This window comes from Synergistaceae bacterium (genome assembly GCA_012521675.1).
Classification (GTDB): Bacteria; Synergistota; Synergistia; order Synergistales; family Aminobacteriaceae; genus JAAYLU01.
In genome coordinates this window covers 30,035-55,907 of sequence record JAAYLU010000065.1, presented here as the reverse complement: position 1 = coordinate 55,907, position 25,873 = coordinate 30,035, and the positions used below count along the sequence as shown (strand labels likewise).

20 protein-coding genes and 1 riboswitch are annotated in these 25,873 nt (G+C 62.4%); of the genes, 11 read left to right on the top strand and 9 right to left on the bottom strand.

Annotated features, from left to right (window positions below):
- Positions 1-35: 35 nt before the first annotated feature.
- On the bottom strand, positions 36-1,271 hold the full coding sequence (locus GX181_06405; protein ID NLM71572.1) for a divalent metal cation transporter: 1,236 nt from the start codon (positions 1,269-1,271) through the stop codon (positions 36-38).
- A 258-nt stretch (positions 1,272-1,529) separates the two neighbouring features.
- Between GX181_06405 and GX181_06400 the strand changes: the two genes are divergently transcribed.
- The 6 genes from GX181_06400 (at position 1,530) to GX181_06375 (ending at position 9,383) form a co-directional block, all read left to right on the top strand.
- On the top strand, positions 1,530-1,976 hold the full coding sequence (locus GX181_06400) for a ferritin family protein (protein NLM71571.1): 447 nt from the start codon (positions 1,530-1,532) through the stop codon (positions 1,974-1,976).
- Positions 1,977-2,355: 379 nt separating this feature from the next.
- Positions 2,356-5,082 (top strand): molybdopterin-dependent oxidoreductase, encoded by a 2,727-nt coding sequence (locus tag GX181_06395; protein NLM71570.1) that lies wholly within the window; start codon positions 2,356-2,358, stop codon positions 5,080-5,082.
- A gap of 65 nt (positions 5,083-5,147) precedes the next feature.
- Positions 5,148-7,418, top strand: coding sequence for a hypothetical protein (locus tag GX181_06390; GenBank protein NLM71569.1), 2,271 nt, complete (start codon positions 5,148-5,150; stop codon positions 7,416-7,418).
- Positions 7,415-7,630 carry a hypothetical protein gene (locus tag GX181_06385; protein NLM71568.1) on the top strand — a complete coding sequence of 72 codons (216 nt, stop codon included), beginning with the start codon at positions 7,415-7,417 and terminating at the stop codon, positions 7,628-7,630. Before GX181_06390 ends, GX181_06385 begins: the two co-directional genes overlap by 4 nt.
- On the top strand, positions 7,630-8,103 hold the full coding sequence (locus GX181_06380) for a C_GCAxxG_C_C family protein (protein NLM71567.1): 474 nt from the start codon (positions 7,630-7,632) through the stop codon (positions 8,101-8,103). The genes GX181_06385 and GX181_06380 overlap by 1 nt, the downstream gene beginning before the upstream one ends.
- Complete coding sequence (locus GX181_06375) at positions 8,100-9,383, top strand: phenylacetate--CoA ligase family protein (GenBank protein ID NLM71566.1); 1,284 nt, start codon at positions 8,100-8,102, stop codon at positions 9,381-9,383. Before GX181_06380 ends, GX181_06375 begins: the two co-directional genes overlap by 4 nt.
- A 106-nt stretch (positions 9,384-9,489) precedes the next feature.
- Here GX181_06375 and msrB read toward each other — a convergent pair whose 3' ends face one another.
- The 4 genes from msrB to GX181_06355 all read right to left on the bottom strand — a co-directional run bounded on the left by msrB (position 9,490) and on the right by GX181_06355 (position 14,748).
- On the bottom strand, positions 9,490-9,957 hold the full coding sequence (gene msrB / locus GX181_06370) for a peptide-methionine (R)-S-oxide reductase MsrB (GenBank protein NLM71565.1): 468 nt from the start codon (positions 9,955-9,957) through the stop codon (positions 9,490-9,492).
- 381 nt (positions 9,958-10,338) lie between these two features.
- Entirely contained in the window at positions 10,339-10,947 is a 609-nt protein-coding gene (locus GX181_06365; GenBank protein NLM71564.1) for a tRNA CCA-pyrophosphorylase, read from the bottom strand.
- A complete protein-coding gene (fdhF, locus tag GX181_06360; GenBank protein ID NLM71563.1) occupies positions 10,944-13,685 on the bottom strand; it encodes a formate dehydrogenase subunit alpha in 2,742 nt (913 codons plus the stop codon). The genes GX181_06365 and fdhF overlap by 4 nt, the downstream gene beginning before the upstream one ends.
- Positions 13,686-13,731: 46 nt before the next feature.
- A complete protein-coding gene (locus GX181_06355) occupies positions 13,732-14,748 on the bottom strand; it encodes a molybdopterin-binding protein (GenBank protein ID NLM71562.1) in 1,017 nt (338 codons plus the stop codon).
- 76 nt (positions 14,749-14,824) lie between these two features.
- Positions 14,825-14,946, bottom strand: a riboswitch (molybdenum cofactor riboswitch).
- 337 nt (positions 14,947-15,283) lie between these two features.
- Here GX181_06355 and GX181_06350 point away from each other — a divergent pair.
- The 5 genes from GX181_06350 (at position 15,284) to GX181_06330 (ending at position 22,398) form a co-directional block, all read left to right on the top strand.
- Positions 15,284-15,595, top strand: coding sequence for a pyrimidine/purine nucleoside phosphorylase (locus tag GX181_06350; GenBank protein NLM71561.1), 312 nt, complete (start codon positions 15,284-15,286; stop codon positions 15,593-15,595).
- Positions 15,596-15,648: 53 nt separating this feature from the next.
- Positions 15,649-18,555, top strand: a complete 2,907-nt coding sequence (locus GX181_06345; protein NLM71560.1) for a molybdopterin-dependent oxidoreductase — start codon at positions 15,649-15,651, stop codon at positions 18,553-18,555.
- Between the two features lie 77 nt (positions 18,556-18,632).
- Entirely contained in the window at positions 18,633-19,922 is a 1,290-nt protein-coding gene (locus GX181_06340; GenBank protein ID NLM71559.1) for a radical SAM protein, read from the top strand.
- Between the two features lie 11 nt (positions 19,923-19,933).
- Positions 19,934-22,198, top strand: coding sequence for an NAD(P)-binding protein (locus tag GX181_06335; protein ID NLM71558.1), 2,265 nt, complete (start codon positions 19,934-19,936; stop codon positions 22,196-22,198).
- 5 nt (positions 22,199-22,203) lie between these two features.
- Positions 22,204-22,398, top strand: coding sequence for a hypothetical protein (locus GX181_06330; GenBank protein NLM71557.1), 195 nt, complete (start codon positions 22,204-22,206; stop codon positions 22,396-22,398).
- 12 nt (positions 22,399-22,410) lie between these two features.
- On the opposite strand, the gene GX181_06325 is transcribed toward GX181_06330, so the two are convergent.
- From GX181_06325 to GX181_06310, 4 genes are read right to left on the bottom strand one after another with little or no spacing between them, the layout of a single operon-like run.
- Positions 22,411-23,451 carry an ABC transporter substrate-binding protein gene (locus GX181_06325; GenBank protein NLM71556.1) on the bottom strand — a complete coding sequence of 347 codons (1,041 nt, stop codon included), beginning with the start codon at positions 23,449-23,451 and terminating at the stop codon, positions 22,411-22,413.
- Between the two features lie 24 nt (positions 23,452-23,475).
- Positions 23,476-24,255 carry an ABC transporter ATP-binding protein gene (locus GX181_06320; protein NLM71555.1) on the bottom strand — a complete coding sequence of 260 codons (780 nt, stop codon included), beginning with the start codon at positions 24,253-24,255 and terminating at the stop codon, positions 23,476-23,478.
- Positions 24,252-25,253 (bottom strand): iron ABC transporter permease, encoded by a 1,002-nt coding sequence (locus GX181_06315; GenBank protein NLM71554.1) that lies wholly within the window; start codon positions 25,251-25,253, stop codon positions 24,252-24,254. Before GX181_06315 ends, GX181_06320 begins: the two co-directional genes overlap by 4 nt.
- Positions 25,250-25,870: a hypothetical protein gene (locus tag GX181_06310; GenBank protein ID NLM71553.1), complete on the bottom strand. Its 621-nt coding sequence runs from the start codon at positions 25,868-25,870 to the stop codon at positions 25,250-25,252. Before GX181_06310 ends, GX181_06315 begins: the two co-directional genes overlap by 4 nt.
- Between the last annotated feature and the right edge of the window lie 3 nt (positions 25,871-25,873).

The window sequence follows — 25,873 nt, the reverse complement described above, 5'->3', positions numbered from 1 at the left end:
CTCCTTTCTCTTGACGTCAACCTGCCATCGCAGGATTATTTAAAGAGCTGCACTATGCCCGTGAAGGAGTTGAAGCCCATCCACGCGGTGAAGACCACTATCACCCAGCCGAGGGCCGACATCCAGATCGGATGCCTGTAGTCCTTCATTATGTTCTTGTTGTGGGCGGCCAGAAGGACGCATCCCAGCGACAGGGGAAGGATCAGCCCGTTGAGAGAGCCCGCCACTATCAGAAGGGCGACCGGGCGGCCGACCGTCGCGAGGATGGACGTGGACGCCAGGATGAAGCCTATGATCCAGAAGCGGTAGTAGTTGTCCACGAACTTGAACAGAGTGCGCAGGAAGGAGACGGACGTGTAGGAGGCGCCGACCACCGAGGTGATCGCCGCGGCCCAGAGGACTACGCCCGCTATGCGGTATCCGAGCGCGCCCGCGCCTATCTGGAAGGCCGAGGCCACCGGGTTCGACATGTCGATAACCGTACCGGTCAGCACCACCCCGAGGAAGGCCAGGAAGAGCAGGTAGCGCATAACGCCCGTTATCATGATCCCGTTCACGGAGCCTCTCGTGATCTCTCCCAGATGCTCCTCGCCGACAATACCCGCATCGATTATTCTGTGCGCGCCCGAGAAGGAGATGTAGCCGCCCACGGTGCCGCCGACCAATGTGAGCACCACGAGCCACTTGTACTCCTTGAGCAGATCCACGCTGCTGAACGGGCGTACCATCTCGTAAACCGTCTCCATAACCGGAGGCTTGGTCACGAAGACGATGTAGAACACGAGGATCAGCATAAGGATTCCGAGGATCTGAGTGAACTTGTCCATCGCCTTGCCCAGATCCTTCCACAGGAAGATCGCGATGGCTATGCCTGCGCTGATGAACGCGCCCACCATCTGCTCGGTCCCGAAGAGGACCTCGAATCCCAGCGCCGCTCCGCCGACGTTGCCGACGTTGAACGCCAGCCCGCCCAGCGCCACTGCGAAGCCCAGGAAGTAGCCAAGCCCAGGCATGACCTTGTTCGCCACGTCCTGCCCCCTCATGCCCGAGACCGCGAGCACTCGCCAGATGTTAAGCTGAACCACTATGTCGATCAGAATCGACAGAAGTATTGCGAACGAGAAGACCGTCTTCAGCTCGTTCGTAAACGATATCGTCTGCGTCAGAAACCCCGGGCCTATGGCCGAGGTCGCCATTAGAAACGCAGCTCCCAAAAGAATGCTCAACGTCTCGCTTCTGCTCCTCACCTGAGTCTTTTCCAGTTCCGACATGAACACCTCTCCTTTACTGATTATTCAGATGCTTTGCTGCACGAATACTATTATACACGAGCAACGCCTTTTTTATGCATCGAGATAAAAGAGAAAAAGAACGGATACAGTATCCAGTATCAAATCGAAAAGCTCGCACGGCGCGTACGCGTGCCTGCTCCATTGACATAATCGGCGCATGAGATATATTTGCTGCACGGAGCCGGGCAATTTTGTTTCCACCGGACGAGTGCAATTTTTCCCGAGGAGGCGATAATCATGGAGTACGAGAAGATACTAAGGATGGCGATAGAGAGCGAGGTAGAGGCCTACGAGTTCTACAAGGACGCGGCCGCGAAAGTGACAGACGCCGTGCTCAAGGACACTTTCGAAGAGCTTGCGGAGGAGGAGGTTGATCACAAGCTTCTTCTTGAAGGGTACCTTGCGGACAAGGGTAGAAAAATGAACTTCAAGGCGCCGGACGACTACAAGGTCTCGGAGACAGTGGAGCTTCAGACCCTGTCGACCGATATCGCGTTCAAGGACGCCATCGCTCTGGCCATGAAAAAGGAGCAGGAGGCGATGGAGCTGTACCGCTCCTTCGCCGACATGAGCGAGACAGCCGAGCAGAAGGAGGCCTTCCTGCAGCTGGCGACGATGGAGCAGGGGCACAAGTCCAGGCTGGAGGACATCTACACGAACGCGGCCTTCGCCGAGGCCTGGTAGCGATCCGTGACCGCCCCCGCGGCAGGGGCGGTCTTTTTTTACGCCGGAGCTTGTGTTTTCCTCGACGGGTTTATGCCTTATAATAGACGGGCAAAGGCTGGTTTTCAGAAAATAGCCGACTAATTTTGTCGGAATACGGGATCCGGTTCCATTCAGTGACCGGAGCATGTTACTCCTTCGTTTTGGCAAGGAGGTCCAGAATACGGCGCACGCCGTCCTCCTTGCGCGGAGGGCGGCGTTTATTTGTCAAGACGACGAAAGGAGGAGGGACGGGAGGGATAATTCGTTTCACCAGGCTTTCGGAACGGGACTGAAGAGCGTAGCTGCACAGCGCTCACCCGCATATCGTGTCCGTAAATCGAAAGGAGCTGGAAACAGGATGATTCAGAAGGTGTTTTTTGTCAACGGCGCCGAGCGCAATATCGTGGTCGAGGACGATGCTGTTCTCTCCACGGTGCTTCGCGAGCAGCTCGGCCTGACGGGCGTCAAGGTGGGCTGCGGTCAGGGGCACTGCGGCTCGTGCAACGTCCTGCTGGATGGCAAGGTAACCCGCACGTGCGTGTACAAGATGTCCCGCCTCCCCGAGAGGGCTAACATAGTCACAGTTGAGGGAATTGGCACCCCGGACAACCTGCACCCGATCCAGAAGGCTTTCATCAAGCACGGGGCAGCCCAGTGCGGCTTCTGCATTCCGGGCTTCATCGTCTCCACTAAGGCACTGCTGGACACCAACCCCAACCCGACCCGCGAAGAGGTGCGCGACTGGTTCCAACTCAACCGCAACGCCTGCCGCTGTACCGGTTACATACCCATCGTCGACGCGGTGATGGACGCGGCCAAGGTGCTCAGAGGCGAGATGGACGAGAAGGAGCTGGACTTCGTGATGCCGGAGGACGGACGGATCTGGGGCAGCAAGTACCCGCGCCCGACGGCCGTGGCCAAAGTCACCGGCACTCTCGATTACGGTGCAGACCTTATCCTGAAGATGCCGAAGAAGACTCTTCACGCAGCTCTGGTGCAGGCCAAGGTGTCTCACGCCAACATCAAGGGGATCGACACCTCGGAGGCGGAGAAGATGCCGGGCGTCTACAAGATCGTAACCCACAAGGACATCAAGGGCAAAAACCGCATTACGGGCCTCATCACCTTCCCGACCAACCTGGGCGACGGATGGGACCGCCCGATCCTCTGCGACGAGAAGGTCTTCCAGTACGGCGATGCGGTGGCGATAGTCTGCGCGGATACCTACCCGAACGCCGTCGCGGCGGCGGAGAAGGTCAAACTCGACCTCGAGGTGCTCCCGGCCTACATGAGCGCCCCCGAGGCGATGGCCGACGACGCCATCGAGATCCATCCGGGAACTCCGAACATATACTACACTCAGAAGATCAAGAAGGGCGAGGACACCGCTCCGATATTCGCTCGTTCCGACGTCGTAACCGTCGAGGACGACTTCTACGTCGGACGCCAGCCTCACATGCCGATAGAGCCGGACGTGGGCTTCGCCTACACAGACCACGAAGGCAGGCTTGTAATCCACTCCAAGTCCATCGGAGTGCATCTGCATCTTGCCATGATCGCCCCCGGCCTCGGGGTCGAGCCGGAGAAACTTGTGCTGGTGACCAACCCGGCAGGCGGCACCTTCGGCTACAAGTTCAGCCCGACGATGGAGGCGCTTGTCGGAGCGGCCGCCCTGGCCACCGGACACCCGGTCGCCCTGAACTACACCTGGACGCAGCAGCAGCAGTACACGGGCAAGAGATCCCCCTTCTTCGTCAACATGAAGTTCGCCGCCGACAAGGAGGGCAAGCTGCTGGCCATGGAGACTGACTTCGCGGTCGACCACGGGCCCTACTCGGAGTTCGGCGATCTGGTCACTCTTCGCGGCACCCAGTTCATGGGCGCCGGCTACGACATCCCGAACATCCGCGGGGAGGGGCGCACTGTCTGCACCAACCACGCCTGGGGCTCGGCCTTCCGCGCCTACGGCTCGCCGCAATCGCTCTTCTCCTCCGAGGTGCTGATGGACGAACTGGCCGAGAAGCTCGGCATGGACCCGTTCGACCTGCGCTACAAGAACGTATACCGCCCGGGAAGCACCAACCCGACCGGACAGGCCCCCGAGTCCTACAGCCTGCCCAAGATGTTCGAGGCGCTCAAGCCCAAGTACGAGCTGGCCAAGAAGCGCGCGACGGAGGGATCGACCAGCCGCTTCAAGAAGGGCGTCGGCCTGTCGGTCGGAGTCTACGGCTGCGGCCTCGACGGCCCGGACGGCTCGGAGGCCCGCATCGACATGAACCCGGATGGCACCTTCACGGTATGCACCGCATGGGAGGACCACGGGCAGGGCGCGGACATGGGTGCGATCGGCACCGCGCACGAGGCGCTTCGTCCGATGGGCGTGGCCCCGGAGAAGCTCAGATTCACCTGGCCCAACACCGCCAAGTGCCCGAACTCCGGCCCCGCGGGCGGGTCTCGCTCCCAGGTCATGACCGGCAACGCGATCCGCGTGGCCTGCGAGACCCTGCTGAAGGAGACGGCCAAGCCGGGCGGCGGCTACATGACCTACGACGAGCTGGTCGCAGCGGGCAAGCCGACCTCCTTTGCCGGCAAGTGGTCCGCCGTCGCCGGGGTCGCCTGCGGCCCCGAGGACGGCCAGGGCTCGCCGTTCGTGATCTACATGTACGGCGTCTTCATGTCCGAGGTCACAGTCGACACCGATACCGGCAAGACCGAGGTCGACAGGATGACCCTGATGTGCGACTGCGGCAAGATCAACAACCGCCTGGTCGTCGACGGACAGAACTACGGCGGTCTGGCGCAGGGAATTGGCCTGGCCCTGACGGAGGACTACGAGGATATTGAGAAGCACTCCACCATGCCGGGCGCGGGATTCCCATACATCAAGGACATCCCGGACGACATAGAGCTTATCTACTTCGAGGAGCACCGCGAGGACGGACCGCACGGAGCGGCCGGGATCGGAGAGCTTCCGCTCACCAGCCCGCACGCTGCCATCATCAACGCGATCTACAACGCCTGCGGCGCCCGTGTGACCAGGCTGCCCGCACTTCCGGAGAAGGTGCTGGCAGCACTCGGAAAGTAATTTTATCGACTGGCGGGGAGGCGCGTAACGCGCCTCCCCTTTTCATCTGAAAGACGAGGTGGCTAATGGAAAAAGCGAGACTTATCGAGTTCGAGTCCAAGTGCGTCCAGGACGAGCCTCCCTTCTGCCAGGCCGCCTGCCCGCTCCATCTGGACGGACGGGCGCTCTGTGGCTTCGTTCAAGCGGGGCGCTTCAACGACGCGAGAAAACTGATCGAGAGGGCACTTCCCCTGCCGGAGGTCTTGGCGCGGATATGCGATGCCCCCTGCAGGGAGGCGTGCAGACGGGCCAAACTTGGCGGTTCGATAGAGCTTGGGCTGATCGAGAGGGCCTGCGTCGAGCAGGGAGCGCTCAAGAGGGCCCCCCTGCTGATCCCGAAGAGTGGGAAGAAAGTCGCAGTGCTGGGCTGCGGATTAAGCTCCCTCTGCGCGGCATCCGACGGAGTTAGGAAGGGCTACTCCGTCACCGTCTACTGCGACGAGGACCCGGCATCGCTGCTTACCGGCCTGTCACCCGTCGTGACGGACGACGTCGCGTCGCGGGAGATAGCCTGGCTTCGCAAGGGAGGGGCCTCCTTCCTGCCGTGGAGCGAGCTTTCTCCCCTGGCGGAGCTGATCGAATCCTTCGACGGAGCCTACGCCGGGCTTGACGACCCCCGGGCGGTAGCCGTCCTGGACGACATCGTGTCCACTGATTCGGTCAGCCTGGCCACTCGGGTTGAGGGTCTGTTCGCCGGCGGCGATTCCCCGTCTTTCATAACGAGGGCGGCTGACGGAAGGCGAGGAATGAAGTCGGTGGAGCGGCATATGCAGGGGGCTTCCCTTCACTCGGCACGCGAGAAGGAAGGTCCATACCCCACCAGGCTCTTCACCTCTACGGAGGGAGTCGCTCCCGTGCCGCCGGTCGAGGCGAACGGGGACTCTTTCACTTCGGAGGAGGCTGTCGCCGAGGCGGAGCGCTGCCTGATGTGCGAGTGCCTTGAATGCGTCAAGCACTGCGCCTTCATGCAGAACTACAAGGGCTACCCGAAGAAGTTCGCTCGCGAGGTCTATAACAATCTGTCCGTGATACAGGGGACCAGGCTGGCCAACACCATGATAAACTCCTGCTCCCTGTGCGGCAGGTGCGAGAGGATCTGCCCCGAGGGCTTCTCCATGGCCGACCTGGTGTCCGAGGCGAGGCGTGAGATGATCGAGCAGGAGAAGATGCCCCCGTCCGCGCACGACTTCGCGCTGGAGGACATGAGCTTTTACAATTCCCCGAAGGCCGCCCTGCTGCGCGGCGACCCGGATGTCGCCAGACCCGCCTACCTGCTCTACCCCGGATGCAGGCTGTCGGGCTCCTCCCCGGACGCGACCAAGCATCTCTACGACTTCCTGCGCAAGCGGCTCGACGGCGGGGTCGGGATGTGGCTCCGCTGCTGCGGCGCTCCCGCGGAGTGGGCCGGTCGCGACGACATGGCGAGCGCCGGGCTCGATCTCATGATGGACGAGTGGAGGTCGATGGGCTCTCCTATGGTCATAGTCGCCTGCACAAGCTGCCTGTCGCTGTTCAGGAGAAAGCTGCCGGAGATGAGCACCTTATCGCTGTGGGAGCTGCTCGACGGGATGGAGCTGCCGGAATCGGTGCATGTTCCCGAGCGAGTCCTGGCAGTGGCGGATCCGTGCACAGCGGCCGAGATGCCGGTCGTGCGGTCGGCCGTCCGCAGCATCCTGGCCAAGTCCTCGGTGCGATTCGAGGAGCCGCCCCTGTCCGGCGAGCTGACCTTCTGCTGCGGCTTCGGCGGCCTGCAGGAGTGCGCCAACCCCGACCTCGCCCGCGCGTCCGCTAAGGCGAGGGGCGGCGAGAGCGAGCACGACTTCCTGGTCTACTGCGCCATGTGCCGCAACAGCTTCGTTCAGTCGGGAAAGCCCGCCGCATACCTGCTCGACATCCTTTTCCCCGGCGGCGAGGACGATCCTGCAGGGGGCGTCGCTGTAAGCTACTCCGACCAGAGGGAGAACCGGGTTGCGCTGGTCCGCTCCCTTAAGAGGGATCTGTGGAAGGAGGATGACCTTATGGAGGAGCACGAGTCGGTCATAGTGCACCTCTCGCCGGAGGCGGAGGCCCTGCTGTCCGAGCGCAGAATTATGCTGGACACGGTCAAGAGGACGATCCGGGGAGCGGAGAGGAGCGGCAAAAGAATGAGATCGCCCGACGGCGTGCTGACCGCCTCTCTGAGGCCGGCGTCGGTCACCTACTGGGTGACCTACTCCCCTCGTGACGACGGATCGTATGACGTGCACGGAGGATGGAGCCACAGGATGACAGTGGTCGGTGCGGAGGACGAGCCATGAAAGAGCTGACCAAGTCCTTTGAGAGATACCTGGACGCCGAGTGCGGCGCTTGCGGGGTAAAGATGGAGATGGGAAAGATGGAGCTGACATACCTCGGCAGCGTCTTCACCCTTGATCTTCCTACCTGCCCCTCCTGCGGGATGACCTTTATCCCGGAGGAGCTTGCGACGGGCAAGATGCTGGAAGTCGAAAAGATCCTGGAGGACAAGTGATGAGCGACTTCGACCTCGACGAACTTCAGATCGAACTGCTCTCCTTCGAGGGCAAGGGTTACCACTGCAGCCAGATACTGCTGCTGATGGCCCTTCGCCAGACCGGGGCGGAACACGACGCCTCTCTTATTCGAGCGACCGGGGGGCTGTCGCTCGGGCTGGGGCACAGCAACGCCACCTGCGGCGCTCTGCTGGGAGGCGCGTGCCTTCTGGGCTACTACGCCGGGAAAGGCGCGGACGGAGAGACGGAGCACCCGATGTTCAGAATGATGGTCAGGCGGCTGGTCGAGTGGTTCCGGGACGAGCTGTGCGCGGGGGAGAGCATCATGTGCGGCGACATACTGGACAAGCACGGTCGGGCGCGCTGCGGCCTCCTAGTCCGCTCCGTCTGGGTCAAGTCCATGGAGCTGCTTATGGAGGGCGGCATCGACCCGACCGACGCACCGCCCGCCTTCGACAATTCGATAATATGAGACCGACCCTTGACGAGTGGGTCGCGGGCAGGACGGGAGAGCCTTTCGGCAGGGCGGGGATAGAGAGATACCAGCTTGAGCGCCTTCGTTCCGTAGTCGAGGAGGCGCGGAGGTGCAGCCCTTTTTACGCGGAGAGGCTTTCCGGGATCCCCGAGGGCTTTCCGGCGTCACTGGATGACTTTTTCAACCTCGCACCGACACTTCCGGACGACATCGCGAACAGCCCGATGAGCTTCATGGCCGTCCCCCAGGACGAGGTAGCCCGGGTGGTCACCCTTCGTACATCCGGCACCGCGGGCGAGGGCAAGCGCCTCTTCTTCACGGAGGAGGACCTGGCTGCTACGATCGATATCTTCCGGGTGGGAATGACCACGTTTCTGCCCCCCGGAGGGAGAGCGCTTGTGCTGCTGCCAGGAGAGAGACCCGGCAGCATAGGGGATCTGCTGGTGCGCGCGGTGGCACCGGAGAGGGAGTGCGTGCTGCACTCCCCGCTCGACGGGAGGACGGCGCTGGAGCAAGTCGCCGAGATTGGAGCGCAGTGCCTGATAGGGATGCCCGCCCAGGTGCTGTCGCTGGCGCGAGGGCCGGATTCCAGGCTGGGAAGAGGGCTGTCTCAGGTGTTGCTGTGCGCCGACTACGCCGCGCCTAGCCTTGTGTCCGCGATAGAGAGGGCCTGGGGATGTTCTGCCCGGCGTCACTACGGCCTGACGGAGACACTGTACGGAGGGGCGCTAGAGTGCGAGGAGAGGAACTGGCTCCACGTGATGGAGGGCAACTACCTGTTCGAGGTCGTCGATCCGACGACGCTTGCCCCGCTGCCGGAGGGAGAGTTCGGCGAGGTGGTGCTGACCACCCTGTGCGCGACCGGCACACCCCTCCTCCGCTACCGCACAGGCGACAGGGGGCGCTTCCTTCCCGGCCCGTGCCGATGCGGCTCCATCCTCAGAGGCTTGGAGATCACCGGCAGGGCGAGCAACGGCGTAACAACCGGCGGGGCGTTCATCCCAATGCACGAGCTCGACAAGGCCATGTTCGCGATCCCCTGGCTGGGCGACTACTCGGTCTCAAGCGACGGAGGCCTCTTGAACTTCGAGCTGCACGCTCCCGCCCGAGCCGGGAGATCGCCCGAGCTCACCGAAGAAGAACTATCCGACCTGACTGACGCGCTGAACCGGTTGCCGCCAAGCGCGAAGGCAGCCCTGGAGAGGGAGGCCCCCTCGTTCAGATTCCGCGTGCAGCAGCACGACGGAGTCACGAGCGTCAAGAGGATGGCGCGCTGAGCCGATCATTGCACTGGGAGTCAAGGCAGTGGAGCTTGTCTCGTGGTATTGACCGCCCTCCGCTTATTCCACTGATTTGATCAGTCGCGCACCTAGACGAAGAACCTCATTCGTCCGCCGGGAGGAAGTCCAGCGACGCGGAATTGATGCAGTAGCGAAGCCCTGTTGGCGGCGGGCCGTCGTTGAACAGGTGCCCGAGATGGGCGTCGCACCGTGAGCAGTGCACCTCGGTGCGGATCATCCCGAAAGAAGTGTCGCGCTGCTCCGCTATCGGCGCCCCCTCCAGGGCGGTCCAGAAGCTGGGCCACCCGGAGCCGGAATCGTACTTTGCGTCGGACGAGAAGAGCTCGGCACCGCAGCAGACGCAGGCGTATACTCCCCTCTCGCGATGGTCCCAGTAAGCACCTGTGAACGCGCGCTCAGTCCCCTTCTCGCGCGTCACGTGGAACTGCTCCGGGGTCAGAATGGCACGCCACTCCTCCTCGCTCTTCTCCACTCTCTGGAACGCAATCCCGGCCCGCGCCGAAAACAAAAGCGCAGCGCAGATGCAGCACGCAAGCAGGCAAATCCTCATGTTGCCACCCTCCCTGTTGATGATTTTTATTGCAGAACAGAATGTGGAGACTTGAGAACCCTCCCCTCGGCCCTCCCGCCTCGGGATAGCGAACGATCCGCCCCCTCCTACCCGAATGCGGCACGCCCCTGGCCGCCTTCTCATTCTCGTTCGGGACGACCGGCCCCACTTGTCATCCCGACGACCGGAGGGAGGAGGGATCTCACTTTTCGTCGCCATAAAACCAGATCCCTCGGCTATAAACCTGCCTCGGGATGACAGGAATGCCAGTCCTTCTGGATAACGGTATCCGCTTTGTTCATTCGGGATGACGACGCTGGCGCATCCAACAGGACTCAACAGCAGGAGGGAGGGCTCTCGCCCTCCCTCCGTCCTTGCGCTTTAGTTCTCGCCTACCGCCTTGCCCGGATTCCGCTTGTGATAGTAGTCATCCGTCAGCCCGGCGCAGCCTCTGCAGACCGGACCGTGATCCGGCGGATAGGCCTCGCCGCATACGGGGCAGATCACCGGGGGGACCTTGTCTCGAACCTTTATGAGTTCGGGCTCCACCGTGACCTCCTCGACGTCGAAGAGGGCCGGGCCCGCCTCGTTTATCTGGTCGAGTATGGCCTCGAGGCTCTGCTCGTGCTTCGGGATCAGCTTCAGGTACCACTCCTGGACGCGTGGCCAGTCCTTCAGCTTGTCCATGCTCAGCGATATGCGCACTCCCTCCCCCGTCTGCTTGTCGTAGAATACCCCGGCAAATCGGCCGGTGTCCACGACCTTGAGCCAGTGGTTGCCCACTGTGCAGGGGGTCAGGAGCTGGACCGTGTCCGCCATGCACTTGCGCGTCTCGCAGATCACGTCCATCAGGATGCCCTCGGGGAGCAGCTCCCACGCCATGTTGACCATGTGCAGGGCCAGCACTCCTCCGGGGGCGGGCTTGCCGTGGAAGAGTTCAAGTTCCTTGAGAAAAGCCTCGTAGGACTCGAACCGTCCGTACTTCATCACGCTATCTTCTCGATCCTAACCGCGCACGCCTTGAACGACGGGGTAAGTGTGTCGGGATCGAAGTGCTCCAGGTCGCCGCTCAGCAGATGGTTCGCGTTGGTGTCCCAGAAGTGGAAGGACATCCAGACCATGCCGGGGGCGATCCTCTTCGAAACGTTGGCCTTGATCTTGACCTCGCCGCGCCTCGATACTACGCGGATGGTCTCGCCGTGGGCGATCCCCAGCCTCTCCGCGTCCTGCACGGAGATGTCGGCGAACTCCTCCGGCATGCGCTCGTTCATGCCCTTCGAGCGGCCGGTCTGGGTCCTTGAGTGGTAGTGAACAAGGCGGCGTCCCGTGCTGAGCACTATCGGGTACTCCTCGTCGGGGACCTCGCTGCTGGGCACCCAGTCGATGGCCTGGAAGAGTCCCTTGCCGCGGGAGAACTTGCCGTCCTTGTGCAGTATGGGAGTTCCGGGATGCTCCTCGGTCGGGCAGGGCCACTGGATGCCGCCGATGTTGTCCATGCGGTCGAACTTGACTCCCGCAAATGCCGGACAGAGTTTGGCTATCTCGTTGTCCCACAGCTCCTGTCCGCCGGTGGACGGCCAGTCATGGCCGAACCTCCTGGCGATCTCCTTGAAGACCCACCAGTTGGGCTTCGCCTCGCCCGGCGCCTCCTTGACCTTGCGCACGCGGCTAACCCTGCGCTCGGTGTTGGTGAACGTGCCCTCGTCCTCGCACCAAGCGGCCGATGGAAGGATCACGTCGGCGTACTGGGTGGTCTCTGTGTTGAAGATGTCCTGGGCGATGAGGAACTCCGCGGAGTTCAGGCAGTGAGCCACGTGACGCGGGTCCGGTTCGGTGGCGACGAGGTTCTCGCCGAAGATCCAGAAGGCCTTCAGCTTGCCATCGGCCAGGCCGTTGACCATGTGGCCGATCATCATGCCCGGCTTGTCGGGCAGCGACTCGTTGCCCCAGAAGTCCGCGAACTTCTTGTTGAGCTCGGGGTTCGCCACGCTCTGGTAGCCCGGGTACATGTTCGGAAGCGCGCCCATGTCGCACGCGCCCTGCACGTTGTTCTGTCCGCGCATCGGGTTCACGCCGCCGCACTCCACTCCCATGTTGCCGAGAAGCATCTGGAGGTTGGCCAGCGTCATGACGTTGCGCTTGCCCGACACGTGCTCGGTGATGCCGAGCGTGTAGATCACCATGGCCGGCTTGATGCTGCCGAGCATCCTGGCGATGTCGATTATCGTCTGCTCGGGCACTCCGCTGATCTCGGCGGCCCGGCTGACGGGGTACTCCATTATCTTCGCCTTGAACTCGTCGAAGTTCTCGCAGTTCTTCTCGACGAACTCCTTGTCGTACAGGTCCTCGTTGATGAGGACGTTCATAACTCCGTTCAGGAAGGCGATGTCCGAGCCGACGCGAAGCTGGGCGAAGATGTCGGCGTAGTCGGCGAGCTCCTGCCTCCTCGGGTCGACCACGATGAGCTTGGATCCGGACTCCACCCCGTTCTTGAGGAAGGTCGCGGCCACGGGGTGCGCCTCGGTCATGTTGGTTCCGATGCAGAACATGAGCTTCGCCTTCGCGAACTCGCCCACCGTGTTGGTCATTCCGCCTGCTCCAAAGCTAGTCAGTAGCCCCGCTACTGTGGGAGCGTGTCATACACGTGCACAGTGGTCGATGTTGTTTGTTCCAAATACCGATCGGAAAAGCTTCTGCATGCTGTAGGAGTCCTCGTTGAGGCTGCGTGCGCAGCTTACTCCGCCAACGGCGTCCGGCCCGTGCTTCTGCATCACCTCCTTCAGCTTGGTGGTGACCAGGTCGAGCGCCTCGTCCCATGAGGCCTCGCGGAAGGTGTCGTCGAGGCTTCTGTCCTTGCCCCTGCGAACGCGGATGAGGGGCTTGGTCAGCCTCTCGTCGGAGTAGATGAAGTCGTAGGCGAAGCGGCCCTTGACGCAGAGCCTGCCTAGGTTGGGCATTCCGTCCTCGGTGCCGGTGACCCTTACGATCTGGTCGCCCTTCATGTGAAGGTCGAGCTGGCAGCCGACTCCGCAGTACGGGCATGTGGTGCGGACTGTCTTCGTCTGCCACGGCCTGCCCTGCCCCATGGACTTCTTCTCGACCAGCGCGCCCACGGGACAGACCTGCACGCACTGTCCGCAGAAGACGCAGTCGGAGCCCTCGTCCTCTAGCTTTACCCCGACGGGCGGGTCGATCTGTGTATTTATTCCTCTGAACATGAAGTCGATGGCGTGGTAGCCTGCCCTCCAGTCGCATGCGCGGACGCAGCGGCCGCAGAGGATGCACTTGTTCATGTCGCGGACGTAGAAGGGGTTCGTATCGTCGAGCTCGAGGTGGGTGTTGACGTCGCCCTCCTCGCGGAACGGCGATTCTTCAATCCCGAGCTCGTAGGCGAGATCCTGCAGCTCGCATCTGCCGTTGGCCTCGCAAGAGAAGCAGTCGAGGGGGTGCCTGATGAGTATCATCTCCACGACGGCCTTGCGCGCGGCGTGGATCCTGGGGCTGTTGGTCTTTATGACCATTCCCTCCGTCAGGGGAGTCGTGCAGGCGGTGAGAAGCTTGGGGTTCTTCTCCGCCTCGACGACGCATACCCGGCAGGCGCCGCTGGGCGGCAGAGCGGGATGATCGCATAGAGTCGGTATGTAGATGTCGTTCGCCCGGGCCGCCTCCAGGATCGTGGACCCGGGTTTCGCCGTGATCGTACGCCCATTGATTACGGCGGTGATCATTTTTGTCTCCATGGTTCGGTCTCCTTTTTCAAAGATTTTCGACAGGCTACCGCGCCGCGAAGGCGCACATAGGATAGCCGCAGGAATTGCAGTTAACGCACAATCCCCCCTTTCCCCATTCTCTGACCTCTTTTCCGTCGGGAGGAACGCCTCCGAAGATCCTGTCGAGAAGTATGTCGAGCGACGTCCTCTCAATGAACGCTGCCGCGGCCGGGACCCCGAGCACACAGGAGCCTCCCGAGACCGCCATCATTATATTGGTGCCCGGAATGACCGGCACCCTTCGAAAAACAACTCTATCGCAGACCTCGCTTATCGCCGAAGGGGTGAGATCGTCGGCGTCGACGCTCATTCCTCCGGTGCACAAGACCAGGTCGGCCCCCTCGTGGAGCCACGCGGAGATCGCTCCCGCTATCATGTCCCGGTCGTCCGGAACCGTGACTCCACCGAGGAACTCTCCCCCGTAGAAAGCAAGCTTTTTCTCAAGCCTGGGTTTGAATGCATCCTTAACAGTACCGTCGAACAGCTCCCGCCCAGTGATGACAAGGGCGCTCCTGAGAGGCAGCCACTCCCTCACCGAGATGGGCTTGACCGCCTCCGCCCTGGCGACCTGATCCTCTCTCGCGACCAGCGGCCCAATCCTGAAGGAGGCGACCGTATGCCCCTTCTTCACAGGGACCTTGTTCGGCAGTGTCGTGAGAATCCAGTCCGGATCGTCGTTGACGAAATCGACGTCCGAGTCCTCGTAGAGCAGCAGCCCGTCGCGATTGGCCTTCAGGGAGCACTTGCCCTCCTCCGGGCCGACCAGGTCGACGCCGTACCCCGCCAAACGCCTTCCCAGCCGGAGGGCCGCATCGTCCTCGTGAACCTCGTCCGGGCTAAGCTTCAGGAACGAGATATTGGATTTGCCCATGCGCCGGAGAACTGCAATGTCCTCCGGTCGAATGGTGTGTCCCCTGCGGAACTTCGCCCCCTTGAACCCGGTGTCCGGGTCGATGAGGGTCAGGTCGTGCTCTATGACTCTTCCGACCGCCTGCTCCACTGGAACTATCTCTCTTTCCATGCGCCGAACTCCTCCTGAAAACACACAAAAAACGGGGACGCCGGTCAAAAAAGGTCGACGATCCCCGCAGACACATCAGCAGGCAGCTCGTCCTCCTTTCCTAACACGGGAGGCATGTCCGTTTCCGGACATACCCTGTCGACCGCACCCCTTGGGGATCGACCCTTTAGGAAGCGCGGCTCGGAGGCTTTTACTCCGCGGGGCTCGCCTTGCGACCTCGCAAATGCAAAGAAGTTGTCCGTTTCACAAACTTCGTCCCGCTGGGCGGTATTATACCCTATATCCGACTCCATTGCCAACAAGAAAATAGTTTTCTGAATGCGAACTTCATCTCTGATAAGATCAAGGCGCCACCCCTTCCTTTTGGCACATTTCGACCGAGAGAGCCCTGTTGATTTTAATTGGCAAAACATGTCAAAACAAAACAGTTCCAACCAAAAAAATCAAAATATTGCATATCCACTCCCTCTTTACTTATACTAGTAGAAACCCGCGGGCTCCGCGACGGAGCCCGCATCTGAAAGGGGCGATCCTCATGGATGTCTTCAAGTCCGTGGACATGGCGGTGACGGGAAATGTCTACGAGGGAGGCAAGGTGACCAGCCGTTCCTTCTGGACCACGGAGGGAGAGAGGAAGACCGTGGGCATCATGCTGCCCGGGAGCTACTCCTTCTCCACCTCGACCCGGGAGAAGATGGAGATCAGCAACGGCGTCGTAGAGTACCGGCTCGACGCGAAGGACGATTGGAAGAAATGCCCGAAGGGCGAGCACTTCATGGTGCCGTCGGACCATACTTTCGAGATACGCTGCACCGAGATTGCGGAGTACGTGTGCAGCTACCTGTAGCTTTTTTCAGCACAAGCGACGAATAAGGAGGAACTGACGTGGCTTTTCGCAAGATGTGGCTCAAGATCAACGGAGTGAACAGAATTTTTATCTGCGACCCCGCCAAGGATTCGCTGGCGGAGGTGCTTCGCAGGCTGGGTCTTACCAGCGTCAAGATCGGATGCGACACGGGGGTCTGCGGCTCCTGCTCGGTCATTTTGGACGGCAAGCTGGTGCGCTCGTGCACAAGGAAGATCTCCAACGTGCCGGAGTACAGCGAGGTCATCACGCTTGAAGGCATAGGGACCCCAGCGAACCTGCATCCGCTGCAGGTCGCCTTCATGAAGCTGGGCGCGGTGCAGTGCGGCTTCTGCACACCCGGGTTCATCGTATCCGCCTACGCCCTCTTCATGGAGAACGACAGCCCGACGCGCAAGGAGGTCCGCGACTGGTTCCAGAAGCACAGGAACGTATGCCGCTGCACCGGCTACAAGCAGATAGTCGACGCTGTGATGGAGGCGGCGAAGGTCGTGCGCGGGGAGGGTGCGATGGACGAGATCGGCCCCTCCTTCTCCACCGAGGACGGCTACTACGGCAAGCCGGTGGTCCGTCCGACCGCTCTGGCCAAGGTATGCGGCCTGGCGGACTACGGCGACGACCAGGAGCTGAAGATGCCGGCGGAGACGCTGCACGTGGCTATGGTCCAGCCGAGGGCGGCGCACCACGCGAAGATACTGAACATCGACATATCCGAGGCGGAGAAGATGCCCGGCGTCAAGAAGATAATCCTGGCGGCCGACATCAGGGCCGCGGGCGGCACCAACATCATGGCGGAGGGGCAGATGCACGAGCGCACGACCGTCATGGCGCCGAGCCGCGAGGTGCTCAACGAGAAGAAGATCTTCCGCTACGGAGACGTGGTGGCGCTTGCCGTTGCCGACACCAAGGACCACGCCCGTGCGGCCGCGGCCAAGGTCAAGGTCGAGATCGAACAGCTTCCGGAGTACCTGAACTTCCTGGACGCGGTTATGCCGGACGCCATGCGCGTCCACGAGGATACGCCGAATATCTTCTGCATGCAGCCGCTTCTGAAGGGAGCGGGGCTCGAGGACGCGTCCAAGGTCGCGGAGATCATCGATTCGTCGGCCTACAGCGCGGAGGGCAGCTTCTACTCCTCGCGCCAGCCGCACCTGACCATCGAGGGCGACAGCGTGCAGGCCTACTTCGACGAGGACGGCTTCCTGACGTTCCAGTGCAAGTCGCAGGGAGTGTACTCCTCGATAGGGCGCATCGGCAACTCGATCGGCGTGCCGAGGGACAAGCTCCGCGTAGTTATGAACCCGACCGGCGCAAGCTTTGGCTGGTCGACCAACGCGGGCGACCTCTGCCTCGCAGGCGCGGCGGCGGCGGTCATGAAGGCCCCGGTCTCTCTGTCGATGAGCTACGAGGAGCATCAGCACTTCTCCGGCAAGCGCTGCCCCTGCCACTCCAACGGCCGGGCCGCGTGCGACGAGAACGGCAAGATCACGGCGGTGGAGTTCGACTACGGAATGGACCACGGCGCCTACTCATGGGGCGGCGACGACATAGTCACCAAGCAGCCGCGATTCGCCTTCTTCCCCTATTACGTGCCGCACGCCGCCGGGCTGGCCCGCATAGCCAACACCAACCACAACTTCGGCACGGCCTACCGCAGCTACGGCTCCCCGCAGGCCTACACCCTCAGCGAGGCGCTCATGGACATGCTCGCCGATAAGGCCGGAATCGACCCGTTCGAGTTCCGCTGGAGAAACATAGCCCGCGAGGGCCAGACCAACATCAACAGCTACCCCTTCCGCCAGTACCCGATGGAGGAGATGATGAAGATGATGCGCCCGAAGTACGAGAGGGCGGTAGTCGAGGCGAATGCCGCCGACACGCCCGAAAAGAGGCGCGGGGTCGGACTCTCCTGGGGAGGCTTCAACGTCACCGAGGGCGGCACGGACAAGTCCACCGTCGCGCTCGAGATCAACCCGGACGGGACCTTCACCAAGTACGACACCTACCAGGAGCTCGGGCAGGGAGGTGACATAGGCTCCCTCATGCTGACCCTGGAGGCGCTCAAACCCCTCGGAGTGACGCCGGAGCAGATAAAGCTGGTACAGAACGACACCAAGCTCTGCCCCGACTCGGGAATGTCGGGCGCCAGCCGCACCCACTTCATGAGCGGCAACGCCACAATCATCGCGGCGGAGAAGCTGCTAGGCGCGATGCGCAAGCCCGACGGCACCTACAGGACCTACGAGGAGATGAAGGCGGAGGGGCTAGAGACCAAGTACTTCGGCACCTACTCCAACACCTCGCTTCCCGGCCTGTGCAGGCTCGACCCGAACACTGGAGTGGGCGACCCGACCCCGGCCTTCACCTACTGTCTCAACCTGGCGGAGGTCGAAGTCGACACGGCCACGGGCAAGACGACCGTGCTCCGCTTCACCTGCGTCAGCGACGTGGGCAAGATAGGCAACATCGATTCGGTCAACGGACAGGCCTTCGGCGGGATTTCGCACGCGATCGGCTTCGCCCTGGGCGAGAACTACGACGACGTCAAGAAGCACACCAACATAGCTTCGAGCGGAGTGCCGTACATCGATATGATTCCAGACGAGATCGAGGCGATCTACTACGAGCGTCCCGACGAGGCCGGCCCCTTCGGCTCCTCCGGAGCGTCCGAGGGCTTCCAGTCCTCCGGGCACATGGCCGTGCTGAACGCCATCTACAACGCCTGCGGAGTGCGCGTGCACGAGATGCCCGCCACCCCCGAGAAGGTGAAGGCGGGAATAGACACGCTGGCCGCCGGTGGTAAGATAGAGCCGCCGAAGAAGTACTTCCTCGGCTCCGATCTTTACGAGGAGCTTGAGAATATAAAGGCCAACCCCGTCAAAGTCGGGCCGGACGACTACTTCGTCCCGCTTGGAGGCGCCGAGGGGGAGAGATTCTTCTAAAGGACTCGAATTGCTGATTCAAGGGGCGGACCGGGTCCGCCCCTTTTTTATCGAACTAAGCAAAGCGGAGGTCGCACATGAAAAAAACAGCCAGACACACCTACAGCGTATGCCCCGTCTGCCTGGAGAGGATCCCCGCAACACAGGTCGAGCGCGACGGGGCGATCTACCTGGAAAAGAGCTGCCCGCGGCACGGTGACTTCTCCGCGCTCCTGTGGCGCGGCCTGGTGGACATCGACTCCTGGAGAGGCGAGGAGCCGACGATCGCGACCGGGGAGAACGAGAGCTGTCCGCACGCGTGCGGTCTCTGCCCGGAGCACCGCCAGGAGACCTGCTGCACCGTGCTGGAGGTGACCAAGCGCTGCAATATCCGATGCACCTTCTGCTTCGCGGACGGCGGCGAGGGCGAGGACATACCCTTAGAGACGATTCACGCCCGTCTGAATGCCCTCGCGAAGCCCGGCAAGACCCTGGTTCAACTAAGCGGCGGCGAGCCGACCGTGCGCGACGACCTGCCGGAGATAGTCAGAGCGGCCTTCGAGGCCAGATGCGCCCACGTTCAGCTCAACACCAACGGCATTCGACTGGCGGAGGACCCCGCCTACGTGGCGAGGCTGGCCGAGGCGGGGCTGTCCTTCGCATTTCTCCAGTTCGACGGCACGGACGACGAGATCCACCGCTCTCTCCGAGGAAGGGACTTGGCGGAGATAAAGAGCCGCGCAATCGACAACTGCGCCGCCAACAATATCGGCGTCACCCTCGTCCCGACCCTGGTCCCGGGAGTGAACACCCACCAGGTGGGAGAAATCATCAGATATGCGGTCGCCCGCTCCCCCGCCGTCCGAGGCGTCCACTTTCAGCCGGTCAGCTACTTCGGTCGCATACCGTCGCAGCCAAAGGACGAGGACCGATTCACCCTGGACGAGCTGCTAACCGCCATTGTCGAGCAGACGGACGGGCTGGTGGGGATGGACACCCTTCTCCCCGCCAGGTTCACCCACCCGCTGTGCGGTTTCCACGCGGACTTCGTGGTCACCCGCAAACAGGGACTCTACCCCCTGCACAGGAGAGGTTGCAGCTGCGGGTCTCCCGTCACGGCCGACCAGAACCGCTCCTTCATCACCAGCAAGTGGAAGCGCCCCGAACAGGACGAGAGCGCGACGGAGACCGGCTGCTGCGAGGCGGACCTCAAGACGCTCGATGGCTTTCTGAAGTTCGCCCGCACGTTCAGCTTCACTCTGACGTCCATGCCCTTCCAGGACGCGTGGAACCTCGACCTGGAGAGGCTGCGCAGGTGCAGCCTGCACGTCTTCGACGACGGGAAGTTCGTACCGTTCTGCTCTTACTACCTGACAGCGCAGGGATAGGGAGCCAAGTCATGGATGAGATGAAACGTAGGATAATCGAGAACTGCCTTGAGAAAGAGGCCGCTTTCTGCACTTCCGCCTGCCCCTTCGGGCTGGATGTGAGGGAGTTCACGGCGCGGATGAAGCGCGGCTCGTTCAACACGGCCTTTCGCCTGTACTCGAACACCGTCGCATTCCCTGCCATCGTGGCCGCACTGTGCGACGAGCCTTGCAGAGCCGCATGCCCGAGGGGCGAGGTGGACGCCCCGGTTTCGCTGAGGCTCCTGGAGGACGCGGCCATAGTGCATGCGGCCAACCGAGCCCCGAACAGCTACAACCTGCCCGCAAAAAAAGAGAGGATAGCCGTGATCGGCGCGGGCATCGGCGGGCTAGCTTGCGCCCTGAGGCTCTCTAACAAGAAGTACCATGTCGACCTGTTCGAGATGAGCGGACGAATAGGAGGAGGCCTGTGGGACGAGCTGGATTCCGATGCCTTCCTCAAGGACATCGAACTCCAGTTCTCCAATGAGAAGTACGGACTCTTCCTCGACCGAAAGATCACGGACATGGAGGAGCTTAGACGGGATTACGACGCCGTGTATGTCGCCACCGGCCCGAAGGGGGAGTCGTTCGGCCTGCGGCCGGAATGTCCCGACGGCGTGCCGTTCGCCTCGGCTCTGCCCGGAGTCTTCCTGGGGGGCGGGCTGCTCGGGGCGGGGCGCATGGAGGCGCTGAACCAGGGACTGAAGGCGTCCCTGTGCATCGAGGATTTCTTCAAGACCGGGGCGATGAGAAGCCATGTCCCTCCTCCTCCCACCAGGATGAAGCTCGCTCCCGGCACGATGGCGCACGCTCCCGCGGTGCTACCGTCGTCGGGCGCTTCGTACACGAAGGAAGAGGCTGCTTCCGAGGCCGCTCGCTGCATACAGTGCCGCTGCGACGCCTGCGTGCGCCACTGCGGCATGATGAACTACTTCAAGAAGTTCCCGAAGAGGATCGAGGAGGAGGTCAGGATAACCATCACCCCCGGCACGCTTGACGGCGACGGCACGGTGGCCACCAGGCTGATCTCCACCTGCAACCAGTGCGGTCTATGCGGAGAGGTCTGCCCGGAGGGGATAGACGTCGGCGAGTTCCTCCGGGGCGCGCACCAGGCGATGCACGAGAAGGGCGCCATGCCCTGGGCGTTTCACGAATTCTGGCTTCGCGACATGGATTTCTCGAACAGCCGCAGGGCCTCGCTCTACGCTCCCCCTCCCTCCGGCGCACCTTGCACTTTTCTCTTCTTCCCCGGCTGCCAGCTTGGCGCGTCGGACCCGAGGTACGTGTCCATGACCTACGGCTTTCTGCTCGAACGGTCGCCCGGCACCGCCCTCGGGCTTGGCTGCTGCGGCGCTCCTGCGGTCTGGGCGGGCGACATGGCTCTGTTCGGGTCCGCCAGGGAAAAGTTTCTTCGCGAATGGCGCGAGCTGGGCGAGCCGGAGGTGATACTGGCATGCCCCACCTGCATGACGATGTTCGAGCGCTACATGCCGGAGGTTGAGTGCAGACTGCTGGTGGACGTTTTGGCCGAATCCGGCGTATCCCCCGCGGACAGGGGGAACGGCGCGGCCGTGTCGGTGTTCGACCCGTGCGCGAGCAGGAACATGCCCGGCTCCCAGAGGGCCGCGAGAGATTTGGTCCGCGCCGCGGGATACGAGCTTGCTCCTCTGCCCTACGAGGGGAGGTACGCCCAGTGCTGTTCGTTCGGCGGGCACATCGACATAGCGGCCCCCAACTACTCGGCCTGGCTGGCCGACCGCAGGCGCAACGACGGAGAGGCTCCCTATGTGGTCTACTGCTCGAACTGCCGCGACGTGCTCTCGCACGAGGGCAAGCCGGTCAGGCACGTGCTGGATCTCTTCTTCGGCATCAATGATTCGACCTCGCCCCTTCCCTCCTTCGACGAGCGCAGAAGGAGGCGCGAACGCCTGAGGACCGAGATGCTGTCCGAACACTGGCCCGGGTTGGAGCCTTTCGGAGGTGAGGATGGGGTGAAAAGCGGGGCAAAGCTGATCATGTCGCCCGAGCTGCGCGAGAAGATGAACAGGGGGCGCTTCCTGGAGGAGGACGCGCTGACCGCGGTCGAGCAGTGCGAGGCGAGCGCGCGCAGGGTTAAAGACCCGGAGACGGGCAGATTCCACGGGTACGAGGAGATAGGCTACACCACCTACTGGGTGGAGTACGAGCCCTCTCCCGAGGGCTTCATCCTGCACAACGCCTATTCGCACCGGATGAAGATAGAGCTGGAGGACTGACGGAGATGGAAGAGACCAAAAGGCTTGTCTGCGCCAAGTGCGACGTGGAGATGATCCCCATGTCGACCGGGTTCAGCTACCTTGGACACGTGTTTCGCACCGACGTGCCCCGATGCCCGTCGTGCGGGCAGGTCTTCATCTCCGAGGAGCTTGCCTCGGGGCGGATGGCCGAGGTCGAGACGACACTGGAGGACAAGTAGGCACGCCAGACCCTACATTGCGTCCTTCATGACCTCCTCGTACAGGGCGTCCGAGAGATCTATCGAATAGAACAGCCTGAAAAACTCGACCACGTCCTCCTTGGTGTTTGTCTCCTGCTTCTCCGGGTATAAGAGATGCCCGAGCCAGAGGATACCGAGCAGTCGGTTCACCGACGGCGGGTTGGCGACGAAGCTGTACGGATTGTTCGGTATGCGGTGCACGCGACCCTCTCTCACAGCCTTGATGCCGCTCCACGCGGAGTCCTCCAGTATCCGACACCTCACATCCTCCGTCTCGGCGAGTATGACACCGGGATCCCAGAGCAGAACCTGCTCAAGGGACACGGCGCTGCCCGCTCCCTTCGGATCGGGCTGGACGTCCGCGACGTTGCACGCTCCCACCCTGTCCAGGACCTCGGCGTGGAATGATCCCCTGGCGTTGGTGTTCAGCCCCGCCACTCCCATTGCAGCGTACACCCCAGGCGCCTCTCCGCTCCGCAGGCCATCCTTCACGGACGCCGCGCGGGACAGTATCTCCCCGGCCCTCCGAGAGAGCATCCCGGCCCTCTCCTCCTCTCCGAGTAGGTCGCCCAGCGCTATGAAGGCCTCAGGGAGGGTGTCGAGCGTCGCCCGGACGAAAACGGTCGGTATTCCGACCTGCTCCTGCAGCGCGTCCATGTCCTCACGGATGCTCTTCTTGGCCTCTCCTACGTCCACGATCACCTGCGGCGCCGCTTTAATCAGGGCCTCCATGTTCAAGGAGACGTTCCTTCCGTAGAACTGTCCGAAGAGGGGCAGCTCCAGGTACTTTCCACCGATATACCCCTCGGCCTCCTGGGAGAAGCCCGCCGCTATCCCGGACAGTTTGTCCGGTGCCAGGGTGTAGAGGATTATCTGGGCGAGAGGACCCGATGGCGCGACCCTCTCTATCGACGAGGGCAGCTCCACCTCTCTCCCAGCCGAATCCACGAACAGCCTCGCATCCGCCAGGGGCGCACACGCCAGCAGGAGCGCCAACACCAGCGAAGCCTGCGCAACAAACCTTCCTCTCATCTTTCCACCTCTTGTTCTTCTCCGTCAAATATAGTCGAGCATCAGCTCGCGGGCCGCATCCGCGCGGAGCACGACCGGCTCGAACGGCACTCCGTACATACGCTCGAGCGCTCCGGCGCTCAGCACCTCCGACGGCGTCCCCGGACGCTCGATCGAGCCGTCGATCAGCAGCATGGCCCGGTCGGCGAACGACAGGGCATGCTCGGGGCTGTGGGTGGACATGATAACCAGGTAACCCCGGTCCGCAAGCCTCCTGGCGCATGCCATCACACCGATCTGGTGGCCGTAGTCCAGGCTGGAGCAAGGCTCGTCCATTAAGAGGATAGGCGCGTCCTGCGCGAGCGCCCTCGCTATCAGCACGAGCTGCCTCTCCCCTCCCGACAGGCGGTCGCATCTCCTGTTCGCGAGGTGCGATATCCCTGCCTCCTCCAGCGCCCTCATCGCGCGCAGATTCTCCCTTTTTCCAGGCGAGGACCAGAAGCCCAGCGCCGCCGTCGTGCCCATCAGCGTCATCTCGAAGGCCGTGTGGGCGCAGGCGTTCCCGTGGCTCTGCGGGATGTAGGCGAAAAGCCGCGCCCTCTCGGATGGGTTCAGCCGCCTCGTGTCCGTGCCCCCGGCTCTTATCTCCCCGCGAAACGGGATCGCGCCGAGGATGCAGCGGAAGAGGGTGCTCTTCCCCGAGCCGTTGCGACCGAGCAGGGATACTAGCGATCCGCCGAAGAACTCGAACGATACGTCCGACAGGACGCTTCTCTTTCCGTAGCGTGCGGCAAGGCCCTTGACGCTCAGGCCCGCCCCGCTCATGACTCTCTCCTGTCGCGCATTATCAGGAACAGGAGGAAGGGCGCCCCGACGAACGCGGTCAGTATCCCTATCGGGACCTCGCTTGTGGACAGAGTCCTCGACAGGATGTCCGTGGCGGGAAGCAGAGATCCGCCGAGCAGAATCGAGGCCGGGATGCTCCTTCTGCAGTCCGCGCCGACCGCAAATCGGGCGAAATGCGGAACCACCAGCCCTATCCACCCGATCACTCCGCTGACGGATACGCATGCCGCCGTGACGAAGGTCGCCCCGAGCACGGAACCGCCTCGCACCATCCGGACGTCCACCCCCATGGAGCGGGCCTCCTCCTCGCCGACGGACAGGATGTTTATGCGCCACCTCATAATAAAAAGGACCGACAGGCCGGATAGAATCAACGGGGCGGCGAAGAGCACGTCCTCCCTCCTGGCCGAGGCGAGAGAGCCCATGAGCCAGTAGGTGATCGCAGGCAGAGAATCGTTGGGGTCCGCTATCAATTTGAGGTAGGAAAGCCCCGCGGAACAGAGAGAGCCGACCATGATTCCCGCGAGCAGGAAGCCCAGGATAGGATCCACCCTGGAGCGGACGTTCACCAGCACCACCAGACCCACTGCCGAGATGCCGGATAGGAATGCGAACAGGGAGACTGTCTTCCAGCCGAACCCGTTCAATATCGCGAACGCAGCGCCCAAGGCCGCTCCGGACGAAGCGCCCAGAAATTCGGGGGATACCAGCGGGTTCCTGAAAATGCTCTGGTAGACCGTTCCGGAACATGAGAGTCCGGCACCGACCAGCGCCCCGAGCAGAACCCTTGGAAAGCGCACCCGGAACAGAACCGTCTCCACCTGCGGGGACAGGCCTCCCTCCGGTTCCATCGACAGCATCGCCTTGAACACGGTGCCGAACGGTACCGGGAATCTCCCCACACTCATGGAGAGGAGAAAGACCACGATGAACAGCCCGGCCATGAGGGCAAAGGCGACAGTGTGGCGGGAGTTCATCCCACGGCCTCCTGCGGAGCGGCGAGGAGAGGGCGCATGAAGGCACCGACGATTTCCGCCTCCCTCTCCTCCGGACGGGAGTCAATCCTGATCAGCTCCGCGCCGAAATCCTCCGTCAGGCGGGATCTCATCTCCTCGTACCTGTCGAAGTACTCGGGCGGCAGCCCAAGCCCGGAGGCCATGTTGCGGGCGTTCTCCCGCGCCTTGAAGACCCCCGCGCACGGCACGCCGGAGGCCAGCGCCTCCGCGATCCGCGCCGCGACCCTCGGGTTCAGCAGCTCCACTCCCCCTATTTCGTCAAGGATAATCAGCCTCTTCATCCCCGAATCCGCGAGCAGCGACATGATCCCATCCTCGAGCGCCCCGGGCCGGCGGACCGAACCGTCGACCGTGTGCTCGATGAAGATGTTGGGCGCATCGCTGGAGTACGGAAGCGAGGGCAGTTCGGAGGCGCTCGGCGGGGTCAAGGAAAAGCCTTTCACCCTTCCATCCTCGCCCAGCAGGCGACGAACGATGAAGCCGCCCGCCGTCATCCGCAAGGGCCCCATGCATCTCATCAGCAGGCTCGTCTTGCCTATGCCTATCGGCCCCTCCAGAAACAGGCTTTTCGCTCCCATAAC

Excerpts from the sequence above, each read along its gene's own strand:
- GX181_06375 (NLM71566.1), top strand. The coding sequence starts at position 8,100 with ATGAGACCGACCCTTGACGAGTGGGTCGCGGGCAGGACGGGAGAGCCT.
- GX181_06385 (NLM71568.1), top strand. The coding sequence starts at position 7,415 with ATGAAAGAGCTGACCAAGTCCTTTGAGAGATACCTGGACGCCGAGTGC.
- GX181_06400 (NLM71571.1), top strand. The coding sequence starts at position 1,530 with ATGGAGTACGAGAAGATACTAAGGATGGCGATAGAGAGCGAGGTAGAG.
- GX181_06405 (NLM71572.1), bottom strand. The coding sequence starts at position 1,271 with ATGTCGGAACTGGAAAAGACTCAGGTGAGGAGCAGAAGCGAGACGTTG.
- GX181_06380 (NLM71567.1), top strand. The coding sequence starts at position 7,630 with ATGAGCGACTTCGACCTCGACGAACTTCAGATCGAACTGCTCTCCTTC.
- GX181_06355 (NLM71562.1), bottom strand. The coding sequence starts at position 14,748 with ATGGAAAGAGAGATAGTTCCAGTGGAGCAGGCGGTCGGAAGAGTCATA.
- GX181_06320 (NLM71555.1), bottom strand. The coding sequence starts at position 24,255 with ATGAGCGGGGCGGGCCTGAGCGTCAAGGGCCTTGCCGCACGCTACGGA.
- GX181_06395 (NLM71570.1), top strand. The coding sequence starts at position 2,356 with ATGATTCAGAAGGTGTTTTTTGTCAACGGCGCCGAGCGCAATATCGTG.
- GX181_06350 (NLM71561.1), top strand. The coding sequence starts at position 15,284 with ATGGATGTCTTCAAGTCCGTGGACATGGCGGTGACGGGAAATGTCTAC.
- GX181_06310 (NLM71553.1), bottom strand. The coding sequence starts at position 25,870 with ATGGGAGCGAAAAGCCTGTTTCTGGAGGGGCCGATAGGCATAGGCAAG.
- msrB (NLM71565.1), bottom strand. The coding sequence starts at position 9,957 with ATGAGGATTTGCCTGCTTGCGTGCTGCATCTGCGCTGCGCTTTTGTTT.
- GX181_06335 (NLM71558.1), top strand. The coding sequence starts at position 19,934 with ATGGATGAGATGAAACGTAGGATAATCGAGAACTGCCTTGAGAAAGAG.
- GX181_06325 (NLM71556.1), bottom strand. The coding sequence starts at position 23,451 with ATGAGAGGAAGGTTTGTTGCGCAGGCTTCGCTGGTGTTGGCGCTCCTG.
- GX181_06330 (NLM71557.1), top strand. The coding sequence starts at position 22,204 with ATGGAAGAGACCAAAAGGCTTGTCTGCGCCAAGTGCGACGTGGAGATG.
- GX181_06345 (NLM71560.1), top strand. The coding sequence starts at position 15,649 with ATGTGGCTCAAGATCAACGGAGTGAACAGAATTTTTATCTGCGACCCC.
- GX181_06340 (NLM71559.1), top strand. The coding sequence starts at position 18,633 with ATGAAAAAAACAGCCAGACACACCTACAGCGTATGCCCCGTCTGCCTG.
- GX181_06390 (NLM71569.1), top strand. The coding sequence starts at position 5,148 with ATGGAAAAAGCGAGACTTATCGAGTTCGAGTCCAAGTGCGTCCAGGAC.
- GX181_06315 (NLM71554.1), bottom strand. The coding sequence starts at position 25,253 with ATGAACTCCCGCCACACTGTCGCCTTTGCCCTCATGGCCGGGCTGTTC.